Annotated in this window: 17 protein-coding genes, 1 tRNA gene and 1 pseudogene; 5 read left to right on the top strand and 14 right to left on the bottom strand. The window is 72.1% G+C overall.

Annotated elements, in window-relative coordinates:
- Positions 1 to 76: 76 nt before the first annotated feature.
- The gene (locus V6S66_RS04335; protein ID WP_334205529.1) at positions 77 to 1,972 is read right to left on the bottom strand and encodes a TIGR03767 family metallophosphoesterase; all 1,896 of its coding nucleotides are present in this window, start codon (positions 1,970 to 1,972) and stop codon (positions 77 to 79) included.
- 272 nt (positions 1,973 to 2,244) lie between these two features.
- On the opposite strand from V6S66_RS04335, the gene V6S66_RS04330 reads away from it, so the two are divergent.
- Both V6S66_RS04330 and nemA read left to right on the top strand, forming a co-directional pair.
- Positions 2,245 to 3,882 (top strand): ATP-binding cassette domain-containing protein, encoded by a 1,638-nt coding sequence (locus V6S66_RS04330; RefSeq protein WP_334205528.1) that lies wholly within the window; start codon positions 2,245 to 2,247, stop codon positions 3,880 to 3,882.
- 4 nt (positions 3,883 to 3,886) lie between these two features.
- Complete coding sequence (nemA, locus tag V6S66_RS04325) at positions 3,887 to 4,978, top strand: N-ethylmaleimide reductase (RefSeq protein WP_334205527.1); 1,092 nt, start codon at positions 3,887 to 3,889, stop codon at positions 4,976 to 4,978.
- A 50-nt stretch (positions 4,979 to 5,028) separates the two neighbouring features.
- On the opposite strand, the gene V6S66_RS04320 is transcribed toward nemA, so the two are convergent.
- Positions 5,029 to 6,201: an RNA polymerase sigma factor gene (locus V6S66_RS04320; RefSeq protein ID WP_334205526.1), complete on the bottom strand. Its 1,173-nt coding sequence runs from the start codon at positions 6,199 to 6,201 to the stop codon at positions 5,029 to 5,031.
- Between the two features lie 145 nt (positions 6,202 to 6,346).
- Positions 6,347 to 6,772 (bottom strand): YciI family protein, encoded by a 426-nt coding sequence (locus tag V6S66_RS04315; RefSeq protein ID WP_334205525.1) that lies wholly within the window; start codon positions 6,770 to 6,772, stop codon positions 6,347 to 6,349.
- A gap of 224 nt (positions 6,773 to 6,996) precedes the next feature.
- Here V6S66_RS04315 and V6S66_RS04310 point away from each other — a divergent pair, with 224 nt between their 5' ends.
- The 3 genes and pseudogenes from V6S66_RS04310 to V6S66_RS04300 all read left to right on the top strand — a co-directional run bounded on the left by V6S66_RS04310 (position 6,997) and on the right by V6S66_RS04300 (position 9,554).
- Positions 6,997 to 8,343, top strand: a complete 1,347-nt coding sequence (locus tag V6S66_RS04310; RefSeq protein WP_334205524.1) for a GntP family permease — start codon at positions 6,997 to 6,999, stop codon at positions 8,341 to 8,343.
- Between the two features lie 7 nt (positions 8,344 to 8,350).
- Positions 8,351 to 8,893, top strand: a pseudogene (locus V6S66_RS17010) (hypothetical protein); the annotation flags it as partial.
- A gap of 40 nt (positions 8,894 to 8,933) precedes the next feature.
- A complete protein-coding gene (locus V6S66_RS04300) occupies positions 8,934 to 9,554 on the top strand; it encodes an MFS transporter (RefSeq protein ID WP_334205522.1) in 621 nt (206 codons plus the stop codon).
- Here the strand turns inward: V6S66_RS04300 and V6S66_RS04295 are convergent.
- The 11 genes from V6S66_RS04295 to obgE form a co-directional block, all read right to left on the bottom strand.
- Positions 9,547 to 9,930 carry a DUF1304 domain-containing protein gene (locus V6S66_RS04295; RefSeq protein ID WP_334205521.1) on the bottom strand — a complete coding sequence of 128 codons (384 nt, stop codon included), beginning with the start codon at positions 9,928 to 9,930 and terminating at the stop codon, positions 9,547 to 9,549. The genes V6S66_RS04300 and V6S66_RS04295 overlap by 8 nt on opposite strands.
- Positions 9,931 to 10,235: 305 nt before the next feature.
- Positions 10,236 to 10,311, bottom strand: a tRNA-Ala gene (locus tag V6S66_RS04290).
- Positions 10,312 to 10,376: 65 nt separating this feature from the next.
- On the bottom strand, positions 10,377 to 11,021 hold the full coding sequence (locus V6S66_RS04285; RefSeq protein WP_334205520.1) for a histidine phosphatase family protein: 645 nt from the start codon (positions 11,019 to 11,021) through the stop codon (positions 10,377 to 10,379).
- Between the two features lie 13 nt (positions 11,022 to 11,034).
- A complete protein-coding gene (gene rsfS, locus V6S66_RS04280) occupies positions 11,035 to 11,388 on the bottom strand; it encodes a ribosome silencing factor (RefSeq protein WP_334205519.1) in 354 nt (117 codons plus the stop codon).
- Positions 11,385 to 11,981, bottom strand: coding sequence for a nicotinate-nucleotide adenylyltransferase (gene nadD / locus V6S66_RS04275; RefSeq protein ID WP_442885890.1), 597 nt, complete (start codon positions 11,979 to 11,981; stop codon positions 11,385 to 11,387). The genes rsfS and nadD overlap by 4 nt, the downstream gene beginning before the upstream one ends.
- A gap of 53 nt (positions 11,982 to 12,034) precedes the next feature.
- Positions 12,035 to 12,190: a hypothetical protein gene (locus V6S66_RS04270; RefSeq protein WP_334205518.1), complete on the bottom strand. Its 156-nt coding sequence runs from the start codon at positions 12,188 to 12,190 to the stop codon at positions 12,035 to 12,037.
- Positions 12,191 to 12,231: 41 nt separating this feature from the next.
- The gene (locus tag V6S66_RS04265) at positions 12,232 to 13,512 is read right to left on the bottom strand and encodes a glutamate-5-semialdehyde dehydrogenase (RefSeq protein ID WP_334205517.1); all 1,281 of its coding nucleotides are present in this window, start codon (positions 13,510 to 13,512) and stop codon (positions 12,232 to 12,234) included.
- 38 nt (positions 13,513 to 13,550) lie between these two features.
- The gene (locus V6S66_RS04260; RefSeq protein ID WP_334205516.1) at positions 13,551 to 13,925 is read right to left on the bottom strand and encodes a hypothetical protein; all 375 of its coding nucleotides are present in this window, start codon (positions 13,923 to 13,925) and stop codon (positions 13,551 to 13,553) included.
- A 266-nt stretch (positions 13,926 to 14,191) separates the two neighbouring features.
- Positions 14,192 to 15,730 (bottom strand): LuxR C-terminal-related transcriptional regulator, encoded by a 1,539-nt coding sequence (locus tag V6S66_RS04255; protein WP_334205515.1) that lies wholly within the window; start codon positions 15,728 to 15,730, stop codon positions 14,192 to 14,194.
- 60 nt (positions 15,731 to 15,790) lie between these two features.
- Positions 15,791 to 16,888 (bottom strand): glutamate 5-kinase, encoded by a 1,098-nt coding sequence (gene proB, locus V6S66_RS04250; protein WP_334205514.1) that lies wholly within the window; start codon positions 16,886 to 16,888, stop codon positions 15,791 to 15,793.
- A complete protein-coding gene (gene obgE, locus V6S66_RS04245) occupies positions 16,885 to 18,519 on the bottom strand; it encodes a GTPase ObgE (protein ID WP_334205513.1) in 1,635 nt (544 codons plus the stop codon). Before obgE ends, proB begins: the two co-directional genes overlap by 4 nt.
- Positions 18,520 to 18,565 lie beyond the last annotated feature (46 nt).

The raw sequence follows: 18,565 nt of genomic DNA, 5'->3' as shown, positions 1-18,565 counted from the left end.
CTCACCGCCCCCGCCCCGGTGGTTCGTCCGTGGCCGCTTGTCCTCCGGGCCCACCAGATCGGCCGGCGGCCGAGCCCTAGCGCCGCAGGCCGAACAGCCCGCCGGTGAGGGTGTTGAGCAGTGACGCCAGCACGCCCTGGAGCCCGGCGAGCGGTGCCGCCCCGGTCGGGGCCGGAGCTGGAGTTGTCGGGGTCGGGGTCGGGGTCGTGACGGTGCCCGGGACGACGACCGGGGCCCCGCCGAGACCCGGCGGACGCTGGACGAGGAGCTCGACGTTGCGCGAGGCCGCGTCGCCCCGCGCCGTCACCAGGTCGGACTGGGGGTCGTTCGCCGACAGCTCACGCGAGAGCGCTGCGAGCGAGACCGGGTTGCCGAGGTCACCGTCGAAGGCTGCGGGGGCCGCGTGGTCGAGGAGCGTGGCGAAGATCGACCAGGTCCCGTCGCCGTTGTCGGCGATCTCGATGACCCGCGCCTGCTGCGGGAAGTCAATGTGTGCGGCCGTGTTGATCTCCCAGAAGCCACCCGAGCCGTCGGCCCTCGGGTGCTGGATCACGCGGTTCTTGTGCGTGTGCCCGTTGACCCAGGCGATGACCTGGGGCTTGCCGAGCAGATAGCTCACGACGGCCGGACCGAGCACCCGGGTCCTGACGTCGCCACCGAGCCCCTGGAGCGGGTTGCCCATCGAGTCCGAGGTGTGGTGGCTGAACAGCACGACGGCCTTGTCGGTCGTGGCGTCGACGACCTGCTTCAGCCAGGCGAACTGAGTGTCGTCGAGCGACCCGTCGGAGTAGCCGTTGGGGTTGACCGTGTCGAGCACGACCATGCGGACGTCCCCCCGGTCGAACGTGTAGTACGCCGTGCCGGCCGTGCGGTTCTGGGCGGTGAAGCCGTGGCCCACGGGCGTGCCGGTGGTGGTGAAGTGCTCCGCCACGACCTCCTTGCGGGTCAGCAGCCGGCGCCTCTGGTCGGCCGTCACGAGTCGAGCGCCGACCCCGAGGTTCAGACCCTGCAGGAGGACGCCGAGGTCGAGCCGTGTGACGGCATCCAGCAGGTTTGCCTGCGAGACCCCGAGCGGCGGCGAGACGACCTTGAGGTTGCCCGTCGAGATCAGGCCGAACGGCACGGCGCCGGCCGGGAAGAGCCCCTGGACCAGTCCGTCGTGGTTGCCGTACACCGAGTACCACGGGACCCCGAGTCCCTCGGCGTCGAACGGGGCGCGCGCCGCGTCGAGCAGGCCGGGGACGGTCGGGTAGCCGAAGTCCTCGCGGTAGTCGTCGTCCGCACGACCCGCCGGGGAGCCGTCGGGGTGCCAGTAGTGCGTGTCGTAGGTCAGGGCCTCCTGGTCGGCGACGCCCTCGTACCGGTTGGGGTCACCGCTGTCGGGCGTGATCGGGCTCCCGTCGAGGACGTCGATGTTCCAGCGGATCTCGTTGAGCTGGCTGTTGTCGGAGTTGTCGCCCGTCTGGATCGCGAACTGCAGCGAGTTGCCGAGGACCGGCCCGGACCCCAGGGCGTTGATCGCCCGCACCATGGCGTCGGCGACCTGGGCCGAGAGGATCTCCTGCGGACGGTAGGCCGAGCTGAACAGGCCGATCGTGGGAGCACCCGACGTGCCGGGGTCGTCGAAGCGGTCGAACCACTCCAGGCGCGCCGGTGACTGGTGGTCCACGACGTGCACGTCGCTGAGCTGCACGAACGTGGCCTGGTGCACGCGACCAGCGGCGCGTCCGGCCCCGGCCGCGACGCCGAGGTCGGTGCGCACGACGTGCGGGTCGGGGGCGGCGATCACGACGCTGCGGTAGCCCCGCGCGTTCGGCGCACCGGGAACGAAGGTCGACTGCAGCGTGCTGCGCGCGACGGTGCCGGACTGGCCCAGGGCGACACGCGCTGGCGACACGGCACGGGCGGCGAGCGGTCCCAGCACCTGGCTGCCCACCACGACGACGGCACCGAGGGCGCCCCTCTGGATCACGGAACGACGGGAGATGTCCACGTCCTCTCAACGTCCGGACGTGACGTAGGTCACGGTCACGCGTGAGGGTTCTCGTCCGCCACCCTCGGAGAACGGTCTGGCCACGGTCGCGTCGCGCGCGTATCGTGGACCCGTCCCACTCCCGATCGAAGAGGTCTCAGGTGAAGTTCGCCGACCGTCATCTGCCGCGTTCCACGCGCTGACGTCGTCGATCCACCCCTCTCGCGGGACGGGTTCCACGGTCAGCGCTCGACTGACCCACCGGGAGCCCCATGTCCTCGATCCATCCTGCCGTCGTGCTCGACGGCGTCACCTTCACCTGGCCTGACGGCACGACCGTGCTGGAGGGTGTCTCCGGCACGTTCGGTCGGGGCCGGACGGGCCTCGTCGGCGCCAACGGCGTCGGCAAGTCCACCCTGCTCCGACTCGTGCTGGGCGACCTCGCGCCGGCCCGGGGGACCATCGCGGTCGAGGGCACGGTGGCGCACCTCGACCAGTTCGTCCACCGCCGGCCCGGTGCGACCGTCGCCGACCTGCTCGGGGTCCGGACGGTCGTCGAGGCCCTCGCGGCGATCGAGACCGGCAGCACCGACCCGTCGCACTTCGACGCCGTCGGCGACGCCTGGGACGTCCACGAGCGCAGCGCTGCCGATCTCGCCGGCATCGGGCTCTCCGCCCTCACGCTCGAGCGACCCCTCACGACGTTGAGCGGCGGCGAGATCGTCCTGGCGGCCCTCACGGGGCTGCGGAAGGCCGCCGCCGACGTGACCGTGCTCGACGAGCCCACCAACAACCTGGACCGCAGCACGCGGGCCCGGGTGCACGACCTCGTGTCCGACTGGCCGGGCGCGCTGGTCGTCGTGAGCCACGACGTCGCCCTGCTGGACCGCATGGACGCCACGACCGAGCTCCACGGGCGGGGGCTGACGACGTTCGGGGGCGGGTTCACGGCGTGGCGGGAGCACCTCGCCGCGGAGCAGGAGGCGGCCGAGCAGACCCTGCGGACCGCGGAGCAGAAGCTGCGGGCCGAGAAGCGGCAGAGCCAGGAGGTCGAGACGCGGCTCGCGCACCGCAGCAAGGCAGGTGCCAAGGCCGCGCGCGAGAAGCGGGTACCGAAGATCCTGCTGAACACCCGCAAGTCCACGTCCGAGAACTCCATGGCCAAGGTGCGCGGCACGCAGCAGGCCCGGATCGAGGAGGCCCACGGGGCCGTGGACGCGGCGGCGGGTGCGGTGCGGGAGGACCGGTCGATCCGGATCGACCTGCCCGATCCCGCACTGTCGCCGCGTCGACGCCTCGTCGAGCTGACGAGCGGTGAGACCGTCATCGAGCTGCGCGGCACCGAGCGGGTCGCCCTCCTCGGCCGCAACGGGATCGGCAAGACCCGGTTGCTCCGTCAGCTCGTCGACGGCGCGGAGCCCGCGGGCGCGGTGCGGGCCGTGGCGCTCACCGAGCGCATCGGTCACCTCGACCAGCGGCTCGACGACCTCGACGACGACGTCAGCGTGCTCGAGACGGTGCGGGTCGCCTGCCCCGAGGCGCCGCCGGGGCGGGTGCGGGGGCAGCTCGCCCGATTCCTCCTGCGCGACCCCGAGGTCGCTCGCCCGGTCGGCACGCTGTCGGGTGGCGAACGGTTCCGGGTCGCGCTGGCCCGGCTCCTGCTCGCCGAGCCGGCGCACGAGCTGCTGGTGCTCGACGAGCCCACCAACAACCTCGATCTCGACTCCGTCGACGCCCTGGTGTCGGCGCTGTCGTCGAGTCGCTCCGGACTCGTCGTGGTGAGTCACGACGACGCGTTCCTGACCAGGCTCGGCATCGATCGGTGGCTCGAGCTCACCGAGGACGGTCTGGCCGAGGTGGCCGGCCCCGGGGTCGCGGGAATACCCGCGGCGGACCGGGGGGTTGTATGACGACGTGACCCCGAGCCTCTTCTCCCCCGTGACCCTCGGAGCCGTCGAGCTCCCCAACCGCGTACTGATGGCGCCCTTGACCCGTATGCGGGCCACCCCGCCGGGCGACGTGCCGAACGACCTCATGCGCGACTACTACGCGCAGCGGGCGGGTGCCGGCCTGATCTTCTCGGAGGCGACGCAGGTCTCGACGTGGGGCAAGGGGTACATGGACACCCCCGGCATCTACTCCTCCGAGCAGGTCGCCGGCTGGCGGCGCATCACCGACGCCGTGCACGAGGCCGGCGGGCGCATCGCCGCTCAGCTCTGGCACGTCGGCCGCGTGTCGCACGAGTCGTTCCACGGGGGCCAGCCGCCCGTCTCGGCGTCGGCCGAGCCGTACCGCAACCGCACCACGGTCCGCGGCGAGGACGGCCGTCCGACCCGCGTCAACTGCCCGACCCCGCAGGCCCTGACGACCGAGGGCATCGCCCAGACGATCGAGGACTACCGGCGCGCGACCGAGAACGCCCGCGAGGCGGGATTCGACGCGGTCGAGGTCCACGCCGCCCACGGCTACCTCCTGCACCAGTTCATCAGCGAGGTCAGCAACCACCGCGACGACGAGTACGGCGGACCGGTCGAGAACCGGGTCCGGCTGGCTCTCGAGGTGGTCGACGCGGTGGTCGACGCGTGGAGTGCCGACCGGGTCGGCGTCCGGGTCTCGCCGATCGGGTCCTTCAACGGTCTCGACGACCTCGAGGGCGGTGACACCGGTCTGCACCTGGCCCGCGAGCTCTCCCGGCGCCAGCTGGCCTTCCTGCACCTCTCCGAGCCCGACTGGGTCGGGGGCCCCGAGCTCGACGACGCGTTCCGCGTCGCGCTGCGCGAGGCGTTCCCGGGCCCGATCGTGGGCGCCGGCGCCTACACGACCGAGAAGGCCGACCGCCTGCTCGCGGCCGGACACATCGACGCCGTCGCGTTCGGACGTCCGTACATCGCCAACCCCGACCTCGCCGAGCGCCTGGAGCAGGGCGCCGACCTCAACGAGCCGAACCCGTCGACCTTCTACGGCGGCGGCGCCGAGGGCTACACGGACTACCCCGCCCTCGCCTGACCCGGCGGCCCGACGTGGCGCGTGCCACGGCTCGGCACGAGTGATGCCGCTCAGCGCAGGCCGGCGGCCTTGGCCTCGAGCACGGCGCGCTCTCGGTCGTTGCGCGCCAGCGACGCGGCAGTGAGCAGCTCGACCCTCGCCTCCTCGCGGCGCTCCATCCGCGCCAGGAGCTCGCCGCGCACGCTCGGGAGCAGGTGCGATCCCGTCAGCGCCCCGGCCTCCACCAGCTCGTCGACGATGACCAGGGCCGCCGCCGCGTCCTGGGCCATCGACACGGCGACGGCACGGTTGAGGTCGACGACCGGGTTGGGCGCCACCCGACCGAGTGCCTCGTAGAGCACCACGATGCGGTCCCAGTCGGTGTCGTCGACCGATGGAGCCACGGCATGGCACTCGGCGATCGCGGCCTGCAGGGCGTACGGACCCCGGCCCCGCGCGGCGACATCGGACCGGGCGAGGGCGGCCCGGCCACGGGTGATGGCGTTGCGGTCCCAGCGTCGGCGGTCCTGGTCGGCCAGGAGCATCGGCGCCCCGGAGGCGTCCGACCGCGACGCGAAGCGCGACGACTGGATCTCCATCAACGCGACCAGGCCCCAGGGCTCCGGCTCCCCCGGCACCAACGCGCCGACCAGACGCCCCAGGCGCAGGGCCTCGTCGGCGAGCTCGCGGCGCACCCACCGGTCCCCCGACGTCGCGGCGTACCCCTCCGTGAAGATCAGGTAGACGACGTTCAGCACGGCACCCAGCCGCCCGGCCCACTCGGTGTGGTCGGGCACCTCGAACGGCACCCGCGCCTCCGTCAAGGTGCGCTTGGCCCGCACGATCCGCTGCTGCATCGTGGCGGTCGGCACCAGGAAGAGCCGCGCGATCTCGTCGCTACCGAGACCGCCCACGACGCGCAGCGTCAGCGCCACCTGCGCCTCACGGGACAGGACCGGGTGACACGCGGTGAAGACCAGCCGGAGGCCGTCGTCGGCGATCGGCTCCCAGACGTCCTCGGCGGACTCGCCCAGGTCCCGGGCGATCGCCTCGTGCCGGGCGTCGAGCCGTTCACGTCGACGGAAGCCGTCGATCGCGCGTCGCTTGGCGACGGCCGTGAGCCAGGCGGCCGGGTTCCGTGGAACCCCCTGCGCCGACCACTGCTCGAGCGCCTCGGCGACGGCCTCCTGGGCCAGGTCCTCGGCCAGGGCGAGATCGCCCGTCATGCGGGCCACCGTCGCCACGACCTTCGCGCCCTCGATGCGCCAGACGGCGTCGACGGTCCGGGCGATCCCCGGTGTCGCCCCCGTCCCGTCTGGCCCCGTCCCGTCTGGCCCCGTCCCGTCTGGCCCCGTCCCGTCTGGCCCCGCCTCGTGACCCGTCACGTGCTCAGTCGGTGCCGAGCTGCTCGCGCCAGCCGGCTTCCTTCTGGACGTACTCGTTGTCGGCGAAGTCCTCGAAGTCCGACTCGTCGGTGATGCGACGCACCTCGAGCTTCGATCCCGGGCCGAGGGGGCACCGCTTGGCCCACTCCACGGCCTCCCCCTTCGTGGCGACCGACAGGATCCAGAAGCCGTTGAACAGCTCGTGGACCTCGCCGTACGGGCCGTCGGTCACGACGGGCTGCTCGCCCGCGAAGTCGACCACGAAGCCTTCGGACGCGTCCGTGAGGCCCTCGCCGCCCGCCAGGACCCCGGCGTTCATCATCGACTCGTTGTACGCGCCCATCGCGTTGATGACCTCCTCGAAGTCCAGGTCCTTCGAGGCCTCGAGCGCCTCGGCCGAGCTCCGCATGATCAGCATGTACTTGCTCATGGTGTTCCCCTTCGACGTGGGCGATCGGTTCGCCCTTCACCCCGACGTCGAACGGGCCGGCGCCGGATCGACACGTGCACCGGAACTTTTTCACGGAACCGCTCCCGGCGACAGGGCCGCGACGTCTTCGAGCCCGACTCTCGCGCACGGCGACTCTCTGGCAGGGTGTGATCCGGGTCGCAGCAACGGCGCTCGGCCCACGTCTGCACCGGGGGGAAGACAGCATGGAGGTCCTGCACACCGCGATCGCGATCGTGCTCGCGATCGGCCTGATCATCGTCGTCAAGGTCGATCCGGTGATCTCGCTGGTCATCGCCTCGCTGTACCTCGGTCTCGCGTCCGGCGTCGGCTTCGCCGACACCGTCGAGGCCATCACGACCGGGTTCGGATCGATCATGGCCGACGTCGGACTCCTGATCGGGTTCGGCGTGGCGATCGGGGCACTCCTGCACTCGCTCGGCGCCTTCCGCAAGCTCGTGCACCTGCTGCTGCGCGCCGTGGGTCCGCGCCGTCTGCCGTACGCGCTCACCGCGGCGCTGTCGACGATCTTCCCCTCGATCTACGTCGACGTGCAGGTCGTGCTCGCTGCGCCCCTCGCCCGCACCTCGGCCCCGCACGTCGGTCGAAACGGACTGGCGCTGCTGTCCGGTGCGATCGGCACCGGGATCTTCGCCGGGTACGTCTTCGTCGTCCCGGGCCTGGCTGCCGTGTCGATCGCGAGCCTGCTCGACATCAAGCTCGGTGAGTACCTCCTCTACGGCACGCTGTTCGGGCCCCTCACCGCGATCCTCACGACCGCGATCTTCGCGGTCCTCCTGCGCACCCGGTACTGGAACCCTGCGACCGACGAGGAACCAGAAGCAAGCGAGGAGGCACAGGTCGAGGAGGAGGCGGCTCCCGCGGAGGCCGATTCCGGCCTGCCGCTCGGGGTCCTGCTCCTGCCGATCCTCGTGCCACTCGTGCTCATCGCCTTCGGCGCGGTCGCCGACGTCGCCGGCTTCTCGACGCCCTTCATCGCCTTCCTCGGCAACGCTGCGGTCGCCCTCTTCATCGGCCTGCTGGGCGCCTACACGCTCTCGCGCTGGAAGTCGGGCCGCGAGACGACCGACGAGGCGCTCTCGGGCGGGTTCAAGACGACCGGCGAGATCCTGCTCATCACCGGTATCGGCGGGTCCCTCGGTGAGGTCATCACGGCGACGGGCATGGACCAGACCCTCGCGAGCCTGTTCTCCGCCGATGCTGGTGCGCCCGTCGTGATCACGATCCTGCTGGCCTGGTTCATCGCGGCGCTGCTGCACCTCGCGATCGGCTCGGTGTCCGTGGCCGCCATCGCGGCCGCTGGCATCATCGGCCCCGTCGTCGGCTCGACCGGCGTGGCCCCGATCGCGATCGGTCTCGCGATCGCGTCGGGCGCGATGTTCGCGCTGCAGGTCAACAGCAACTTCTTCTGGATGTTCAAGTCGCTGCTGAACCTGACGACGCAGGGCGCCCTGAAGACCATGACGGTGGTCACGAGCATCGCGTCGCTGGTGTCACTGCCGCCGGTCATCGTGCTCGCGCTGGTCCTGTAGGGCACGGATGGGCACCTCCCGCGTCCCCACGCCCCGCCGCGCCCGGCTGGGCGTGTCATTGATGTTCTTCACCAACGGCGTCCTGTTCGCCGCGCTCCTGCCGCGCTACCCCGAGATCAAGGCCGCCTTCGCGCTGAGCAACAGCGAGTTCGGGCTCGTCGTGGTCGCCTTCCCGACCGGGGCGCTGCTGGCGGCGGCGCTCGCCGGCCGCGTCATCCGCCGGTTCGGCACCTTGCGCACCAACGCGGTGGGGTCGGTCGCGCTGGCCGCGGGCATGGCGGTCGCGGGCGTGAGCGCCGACGCCGGGCTCGGTGTGGCCCTGTTCGTGATGGCGATGCTCGTGGCCGGAGCCACCGATGCCGTCGTCGACGCGGCCCAGAACGTTCAGGGCGTGCTGGTCGAGCAGTGGCGAGGACGGTCCGCCGTGAACTCGTTCCACGCGCTGTGGTCGATCGGTGCCGCCACCGGCGGCCTCATCGGTGCCGGTGCCGTGGCCGCCGACGTCGCGGTGTCGACGCAGATGATCGTGAACAGCGTCGTCTGGGCCGTCGCCGCGGTGATCGCCTGCCGACTCGCCGGTGCCGTCCGACGTGAGCCAGGACCTCCGGGCCGAGGAGGACCGCGCGTCGTCCGGGCCCGGCACCCCGCGTCACCGACCCTGGCGCCTGCTCCTGCCCCTGGTGGCGCTGGCCGTCGCCGGCACGAGCGTCGAGGAGGTCGCCAACAGCTGGTCGGTGCTGTATCTCGGCCGCGATGCCGGTGCCCCAGCCGCGGCGGCCGGTCTCGGACTCACGGTCGCCATCGGTGCCCAGTTCGTCGGGCGCCTCCTCGGCGACCCGATGACCGACCGGTGGGGCCGCTCCCCCGTGGCGCGTGCCGGCGGCCTGCTGATCGCGCTCGGTGGCGTGCTCGTGGTCGCCGCGCCCGGCTATCTGCTCGTGTTCGTCGGCTTCGCGCTGGCCGGGTTCGGCAGCGCGACGCTCGTGCCGGCGGCCTTCGCGGCGGCCGGGCGTGTCCCCGGGCTGGCCGAAGGCACCGGCATCGCCCTCCTGGGCTGGCTCATGCGGATCGGCTTCCTCGTCACCTCACCCGCGATCGGCGGCCTCTCGGACCTGGTGAGCCTCCAGGCCGCCCTCGGGATCCTGGTGCTCGCCGGAATCGTGGCCGCGACCGTGGCCCACGCCCAGCGCGGGCCTGGCGCCGTCAGGTGAGCAGACCGACGACCAGCACGGCCACGCCGGCGAGCGGCAGGACGCCCTGCTTGAGCGCAGCACCGCGCTTGTCGGGCGAGGTGAGCAGCAGCACTGCTGCGGCGGCGGCCATCGATCCGGCTCCTGCCAGCACGAGAGCTGCTCCAGCCTCCCTCTGGTCGACCGCGACGAGGACGATGCCCACGGCCGTGACGATCGCGAGGAACAGGTTGTAGAAGCCCTGGTTGAAGGCCATCTCCTTCGTCGCCTCGGCCTCCGCAGCCGTCGTGCCGAACACGGCGCGCGCCTTGGTGGTCCAGACGACGGACTCGAGGTAGAAGATGACGACGTGCAGGAGCGCGGCGACGCCCGTGAGAGCAAGTCCGGTGGCGATCATGGGGAGCTCCTGGGATTCGGGGGCGCCTGGCGGCGATGGTCACCCGCAGCAGTGAACGGGACCTGTGGAGCATAGGAGACTCCGTCGCTCGCCAGGGCTCGCTCCTCCCCGAATCGCCAGCCTTGATTCGCAGCCCAGGGCCCCACGACCATGCCGACGCAAAAGCCAGGGCCCCACGAGAGTGTCGTGGGGCCCTGGGCTGCGAGTGGAGCATAGGAGAGTCCGTCGCAAGCTCCTCCTCGAATCGCTAGACCCTAGAAACGCTGCGAGGCCCGCCCCAAAGAACAGGGCGGGCCTCGCAGCGATGGTGGAGCATAGGAGATTCGAACTCCTGACCTCTTCCATGCCATGGAAGCGCGCTACCAACTGCGCCAATGCCCCGCTGAGGTTGACCCGAAGGCCGATCACCAACCTTAGTAGATGCCCCCCGCGTGCACCAAACCGGGTCAGTCGTCGTCGGTCATGACCGGTTCGGGAAGGGTGCCGGCGTTCCACTCGGTCAGGCGCCAGTAGCGGTGCTGCGGTGGCCCGGACTCGGTGAGGACCGACCACGAGCAGTTGCTGAGTGCGCCGAACGTGCGCCACGTCGACTGCGGGAAGCCCAGGAAGGAGCACACGCCCGTGCGGATGACCGCACCGTGAGCGACCACGACCAAGGTGCCGTCGGCCGGCAGGCTCTCGAGCTCCTCGTGCAGCGCCGCGGCGAACCGCTCCCCCGCCTCGAGGTGCGTCTCGGTGTCGGGGATCTGCGTCTCGTCGCCGTCGATCCAGGCCCGCATCGCGACGGGGAACTTCTCGAACGACTCGTGCCAGGTCAGGCCCTCGCGGGCGCCGAAGTTCATCTCCCGGAACCGCTCGTCGGGCTCGACCTCGACCCCGGCGACCCGTCCCAGCGCCTCGGCGGTGTGCCGGGCCCGCTGGAGGTCGCTGCACACGATGCGGTGCGGCTGCAGGGCCGCCAGACGCAGAGCCGCGGCCTCGGCCTGCTGCACGCCGACCTCGTCGAGCGGGGTGTCCGTCTGCCCCTGCACGCGACCGGCGACGTTCCACTCGGTACGCCCGTGGCGCCAGACGATGACCTGCCGGCTCATTCGACGGGCCGCGTCACGTGACCGAGACCTCGGGGCAGTCGCGCCACAGGCGCTCGAGGGCGTAGAACTCGCGCTCCTCGACGTGCTGGACGTGCACGACGATGTCGGCGAAGTCGAGCAGGATCCACCGGCCCTCACGGGAGCCCTCGCGGCGCACGGCCTTGGCGCCGCGCTCGCGGAGCTGGTCCTCGACCTCGTCCTGCACCGCGCGGGCCTGGGTGGAGCTCGTGACGGAGCAGATCAGGAAGACGTCGGTGATGTAGAGCTGGTCGGACACGTCGAAGGCGCGCACGTTCGTGGCCGACTTCTCGGTCGCGGCCGCCGCGGCGATGCGGGTCAGGTCGAGGGCGAGCTCGGTGGCGGTCATGGGGTGAGGATTCCTTCGTCGGTGGAGGCGTAGAGCCCGTGCTTGGCGACGTACTGGACGACGCCGTCGGGCACGAGGTACCACACGGGTTGACCGCTGCGGACGCGGTCGCGGCAGTCGGTGGAGGAGATGGCCAGGGCCGGGATCTCGAGCACCGTGACCCGGCCCTGCGGCAGATCGGCGAGCATCGACTCGTCGAGGTCGTGCCCGGGCCTGGTGCAGGCCACGAACTGGGCGAGCTCGAAGATCTCGTCGTGGTCGCGCCACGTCAGGATCTGCGCCATGGCGTCGGCGCCGGTGATGAAGAACAGGTCGGCGTCGGGTCGCTGGCGGGCGATGTCGGTAAGCGTGTCGACCGTGTAGGTCGGGCCGCTACGGTCGATGTCGACCCGGCTGACCTCGAACCGCGGGTTGGCGGCCGTCGCGATGACGGTCATCAAGTAGCGGTGCTCAGCCGGCGACACCGCACGCTCGGCCTTCTGCCACGGCTGGCCCGTGGGCACGAAGACGACCTCGTCCAGGCCGAACGTGGCCTGCACCTCGCTGGCGGCCACGAGGTGACCGTGGTGGATGGGGTCGAACGTGCCACCCATGACACCGACCCTCCGCCGCGGGGCAGAGGGTCGGTGCGGGGCGTGGTTCGCGCTCAGGTGTGCTCGCGGCCCTTGCCGAAGGCCAGCAGGACGAACAGGAGCGTGAAGAGGATGGCGAGCGCCACCGCCCCGAAGATGTAGGGGTTGAGGTGGGCCTCTTCGGCGTGCTCGGCCTCTTCGGCCGCTGCGACCAGGATGGTGGTAAGCATGGGCGTCAATCTACCAGCGCCGCCGCCCCGGCACGTCACGGTCAGCGCACGTGGCCGTCACCCTCCACGACATAGGTCGTGGTGGTCATCTCGGGCAGGCCCATCGGCCCGCGTGCGTGCAGCTTCTGGGTGGAGATGCCGATCTCGGCGCCGAAGCCGAACTCGCCGCCGTCGGTGAACCGCGTGGACGCGTTGACCATGACCGCAGCGGAGTCGACGCCGAGCGTGAACCGCCGGGCCGTGGCCGCGGACCGCGTCACGATCGCCTCGGTGTGCCCCGACGAGAACTGCCGCACGTGGGCGACCGCCTCGTCGACCGAGTCGACCACGCGGGCCGAGATGTCGAGGTCGAGGTACTCGGTGGCGTAGTCGTCGTCCGTGGCCGCCACGACCGCCGGGTCGATCGCCCGGAAGGACGCGTCGCCGTGGATCACGACGTCGTGCGCTCGCAGGGCCGCGACGACCTTCGGCAGGAACTCGTCGGCGACCTCGCGGTGCACGAGCAACGACTCCGCCGCGTTGCACACGCTCGTGCGATGGGTCTTGGAGTTGACCACGATGTCGAGGGCCATGGCGAGATCGGCCTCAGCGTCGACGTAGACGTGGCAGTTGCCGGTTCCGGTCTCGATCACGGGGACCGTGGACTCCTCCACGACCGTCCGGATCAGACCGGCGCCGCCCCGGGGGATCACCAGGTCGACCAGACCACGGGCCCGCATGAGCTCGGTGGCCGAGGCGCGGTCGTCGCTCGGGAGCAGCGAGATCAGGTCGGCGGGCAGGCCTGCCTGCTCGATCGCCCCACGCATGACGTCGACGATGACCGCGTTGGAGCGGGCAGCCGATGCCGAACCTCGCAGGACGACCGCGCTGCCGGCCTTCAGGCAGATCGCCGCCGCGTCCGCCGTGACGTTCGGCCGGCCCTCGTAGATCATGCCGATCACCCCCATCGGCACCCGCACCTGCGTGAGTCGCAGACCGTTAGGCAGGACCGAGCCCCGCACGACCTCGCCGATCGGGTCGGGCAGTGCGGCGACGTCCCGCACACCCTGGGCGAAGGCGGCGACCCGGGTCGGATCCAGCCGGAGCCGATCGACGACGTTCTCGCCCGTGCCGGCCGCCCGCGCAGCCTCGACGTCGAGGTCGTTCGCGTCGATGATCCGGTCGGTCGCAGCGACCAGGGCGTCGGCCGCCCCCAGGAGTGCGGCGTCCTTGGTGGCGCGGGTGGCGGTGGCGAGCGCGATCGACGCCTCGCCGGCCCGGCGGGCGGTCGCGTGCACGGTGTCACGAACCGTCGTGGACATGTCGTCGGACCGCAGGCTCATGGGCGGATCCTATGTCGACGCATCCCGACCTCGATCGCCTACCGGGCCTGTCGTTCGGCGGGGGCGTCCTGCTCCTCGCGGTCCGGCACACGTCGGTGCACCCACGCGTACGGGCGGTGGACGCCCCGGACGAGGGGTCGACCTCCCGCGACACCGGTGTACCGGTCGATCTCGGCCCACTGCGCGCACGCAGCGAGGACCGGGCACCCCTGACAGATCTCGATGAGCGGGGCTGCCGCTTCCACGGCCTCGTCGACGGACCGTGCCTCGGCCCACCGATGCTCGACCTCGGCCCACTCGGCCTCACGTCCGACGCAGCTCGCGCGGTCGAGGCGTGCCGATGCCTCAGCCGCCCGCGCGTCGCGACTCGACAGGCGCAGGCTGGGACCCTGTCGCTGGCCGGCAGCCGTCACCCCGACCACCCCCGCGGAACGCCCCCGAGCGCGTCCGTGGGTCCGGCCACCTTCTCGACCACCGTCAGATCGCCCCCCGTCGGCGTTGTCAGGTCTCCCGCACGGTCGACTCGCGGAGATCGTCCACCGAACGGGCGGCCGACGAGAAACCCGTGATCCGCCGTCGTCCGGCGTTGGATGAACGTCCCAGAATCGCCGCCCTGGCCGTGGCGGACTTCGTCGTCACCATGACCGACTACGAGCTCGCGTGGGCCCTCGGCACCCGGTCAGGCCTCCGGGACCGAGGCGGGACCGGTGAGCACAACGGCTGCCACGGCCGTGCGCGAGTCGACGCCGAGTCGGTCGAAGATCGCCGAGACGTGCTTCTCGACGGCCTTGACCGACAGGCCGAGGGAGTCGGCGACCTCAGCGTTGGTCAGGCCCGCGGCCACCAGCGCGGCCACCTCCGTCTGGCGCGCGGTCAGGGCGGTCCTGGGAGCTGCGACCGGGCCACCCCCGACGGGCACCAGACGCGCCAGGTCGACCCGTCGGGGCGCCGCCAGCAGTCGCAGGATCTCCGAGACGTCACGCTCGACCGTCTTGACCGACACGCGCAGGAGCTCGGCGATCTCCCGATTGCGACGGCCCAGTGCCGCCAGGCGCGCCACGAGCTGTCGACGGCCGTCGAGCTGGTCCCAGCCGATCCCCGGCACCGGCCGGGGCGAGGCGCCCCAGGTCGCCAGCTCACGCTCGAACCAGGCCGTCACCTCGTCCGGACCCGCCTCGCTGGCGAGTCGCGCCGCCTCGGTCGCCGCCGCGGCATCGCCGCTCGCCTGCTCGGCCACCGCGCGGAGCAGGCTCGCACGGAGCACGTACAACGCCCCGCCCACGTCGCCGGCCCGCTCGCCCGAGACCTCGGCCTGGGAGCGCGCGGCGTCCAGGTCACCGGCCACGACCGCGAGTCGGGCGCGCGCCCGGTGCAGGGCCGCATTGGCCATCGGGTGGTCCGCGACCTCGAACGTCTCGGAGAGACCGACGTACTCGGCGGCCACCGCTACCTGGGCGTTCGCGAGCGCGCCCTCCACCATGACGTCGACCGCGTAGGCGCGGGCGAACAGGGGGAGCTCGGGCACCCCCTGGCCCCCGCACGAGGTGAAGAGGAGCTCGGCGGCCGCCGTGGGGCGACCTGCGGCACTCAGGGCGAGCGCGCCCAGGACGTAGGCCATCTGCTCCGCGAACGTCTGCGCCGAGGGCACCCGGAGCCGCAGGCCCTCGGTCCACAGCTCCACCCGAGCGACGTCACCCGCGTGCGCGGCGACGAACGTCTCGACCGCCTCGGCCACGAGCGCGGGCGCCGCCCAGCCGTGTCGCAGCATCGCTCGGCGCACCTCCCCCGCCTCGAGCTGCGCCTCCGCCAGCCGCCCGAGGAACGCGAGGGAACGCGCCCGGACGAGCCGTGACGCGAGGTGCCAGAGACTGTCGCCCGGCGTCGCGTCGGCGGCCAGGGCGGCCAGCCGCTCCGACTCGGCCACGCGTCCGGCCGTCATGGCGGTCTCGGCCCTGAGGTACCGCACGAACGCAGCGTCGACAGGGTTCGCCGGCAGCGGCCCGTCAAGGTGCTGGGGCGCACGAGCCAGGCACGCGGCAGCGACGAGGTCGCGCACCGCACTCTCGACCGGATGGCCCGTCGACGTCGAGGCCTCCACGAGTGCGACAGCCTCGCGGTAACGACGCGCGAGAAACAGGACGTAGGGCCGCTCGGGGCCGGCAACCCCGGACGGATCGGTCACTCCCGTGAGCAGCGCTCGCGCCGCGGTGCGGGTCATGGGCGCGAGCCTAGGACAGCCCCCGGGTCCGCGGGAGCGAAATGACGCGGTAGTCCGCGGTCAGCGGGACGGTCCGAGGATCATGAGGTCGTCACGGTGCACGACCTCGCGGTCGTAGTCGGTCCCGAGGTCGGCCACGAGCTCGGCGGTCGACCGGCCGAGGAGGCTCGGAAGCTCAGCACTGTCGAAGTTCACGAGTCCCCGGGCCACGACGGTGCCACCCGCATCGACCAGGTCCACCGGGTCACCCGCAGCGAACTCGCCGGTGACCCCCGTGACGCCGGCGGCGAGCAGCGAGGCGCCGCGCTCGGTCAGCGCACGGACGGCGCCGGCATCGAGCACGACCGACCCCTTGGTCTGGCTCGCGTGGGCCAGCCAGAGCAGCCGCGAGGACCGGCGCTTGCCGGTCGAGGCGAACCGGGTGCCCACCGCGACGCCCTCGAGCGCCTCACGGGCGCGATCCGCCCGCGTCAGCACGACCGGGATGCCCGCGGCCGTGGCGATGCGCGCCGCCTCGACCTTCGTGACCATGCCGCCGGTGCCGACGGCCGACCCGACCCGGGCGATGTCGACCCCGGCGAGGTCAGACTCACCCGCCACCGCCGGGATCAGGCGGGAGTCGGGCTCGGACGGATGCGCCGTGTGCAGCCCGTCGACGTCCGACAGCAGCACGAGGAGGTCGGCGTGCACCAGGTGGGCCACGAGCGCCGCCAGCCGGTCGTTGTCGCCGAAGCGGATCTCGCTGGTGGCGACGGTGTCGTTCTCGTTGACCACCGGCACGATGCCGAGCTCCAGCAGCTTGGCGAACGTCTGGTGCGCGTTGCGGTAGTGGCTGCGGCGCGTGACGTCGTCGACCGTGAGCAGGACCTGGCCGACCGTGAGGCCACGCACGGCGAAACGGCTGGAGTACTCGGCCATCAGCGCACCCTGCCCCACGCTGGCCGCGGCCTGCTGGGTGGCGAGGTCCTGCGGCCGTTCGGGCAGACCGAGCGGTCCGAGGCCGGCGGCGATCGCACCGGAGCTGACCAGGACGACGTCGTCGCCGCGGTGCCGGGACGCCGCGATCGCGTCGACCAGGCTCTCGAGCCGATCAGGGTCGATGTGACCGCCCGGCGTCGTCAGGGACGACGAGCCGATCTTGACGACCACGCGGCTCATCGAGCGTCGGTCTCCTCGGTCTCGCCGGCCCGGTCGGTGACGACGTCCTCGTCGGACGACGCAGGGTCGGCAGCCGCCTCGGGGCGGGCCGCGTCGGCGTCGCCGTCGAGGTCGTAGAACTCGAAGTAGTCCTGATCGGGCTGGGCGGTGCGCACCTCACGCGCCGCGGCCTCGGCGGCCCGCTTGGCCGCCAGGTCGTCGCGCCGCTGCCGGTTGGTGCGTCGGTCGTTCTCGTCGAACCGCAGGTCTCCGCCGCGCGGCCCGAGAACCTCGGCGCCGACGGGGGTCTGCGGATCGAAGTCGAAGACCACCGCTCCGTCGTCCTCGGGGCCGGTGCCGCCGATGATGACGTCGTCGCCGGCCTGCGCGCCGAGCTTGAGGAGGCGGTCCTCGATGCCGAGCCGGTTGAGCCGGTCGGCGAGGAATCCGACGGCCTCGTCGTTGGTGAAGTCGGTCTGCCGCACCCACCGCTTGGGCTTGTCGCCGCGGACGACCCACTGGGGGGCGTCCTCGGGACCCTTGCGAACGACCGTGAACTCGGCGTCGACGCCGGCCTCGGCCCGCGGACGCAGCACGATGCGGGTGGGCGGCGCGTCCGGCGCGGCGTCGCGGCGCGACGTGACGATGTCGGCCATCGCGAAGCTCAGCTCGCGCAGGCCTGCGTGGCTGGCGGCGGAGACGTCGAAGACCCGCAGACCGCGGGCGACCAGGTCGGCGCGGACGAACTCGGCGATGTCCGCGGCGTCCGGGACGTCGGTCTTGTTGAGTGCGACGAGCCGCGGACGGTCCAGGAGGTCGGTCTCGGTGGCCTCGGCGTAGCGCGCCAGCTCGTTCTCGATGATGTCGAGGTCGGTCAGCGGGTCGCGGCCGGGCTCGACCGTGGCGCAGTCGATGACGTGCACCAGGGCGGCGCAGCGCTCGATGTGACGCAGGAAGTCGTGGCCGAGGCCCTTGCCCTCGCTGGCACCCTCGATCAGGCCGGGCACGTCGGCCACGGTGAAGGTCGTCTGACCCGCCGTGACCACGCCCAGGTTCGGCACGAGCGTCGTGAACGGGTAGTCGGCGATCTTCGGGCGCGCGCGCGACAGGGCGGCGATGAGGCTGGACTTGCCGGCACTCGGGAAGCCCACGAGGCCGATGTCGGCCACCACCTTGAGCTCGAGGGTGACGACGAGCTCGTCGCCGGGCTCGCCCTTGAGCGCGAAGCCGGGGGCCTTGCGCTTGGAGGAGGCGAGGGCGGCGTTGCCCAGGCCGCCGCGGCCGCCGGCCGCGATGACGACCTCGGTGCCGACCCCGATCAGGTCGGCGAGCTGCTCGCCCGTGGCGGCGTCACGCACGACGGTGCCGTCCGGCACGGCGAGGACCAGGTCGTCGCCGTTGGGGCCGCTGCGGTTGGAGCCCGCACCCGGCATGCCCTTGCCACCGGCCCGCTTGGGCTCGTGGTGGTAGTCGATCAAGGTCGTGACATCGGCCGCGACCCGGAGGATCACGTCACCGCCGTGGCCGCCGTTGCCGCCGTCGGGGCCCCCGAGGGGCTTGAACTTCTCACGGTGGACCGAGGCGACACCATGGCCACCTGATCCGCCTGAGACCTGCAGCGTCACGCGGTCGATGAAGCTGGGGATCGCCATGTCACCTCCTCGGTGTCATACGTGGGAAAAAAGAACAGCAGGAGGA

Source organism: Aeromicrobium sp. Sec7.5 (assembly GCF_036867135.1).
Lineage (GTDB): Bacteria > Actinomycetota > Actinomycetes > Propionibacteriales > Nocardioidaceae > Aeromicrobium.
This window is presented reverse-complemented; position numbering and strand designations above follow the sequence as displayed.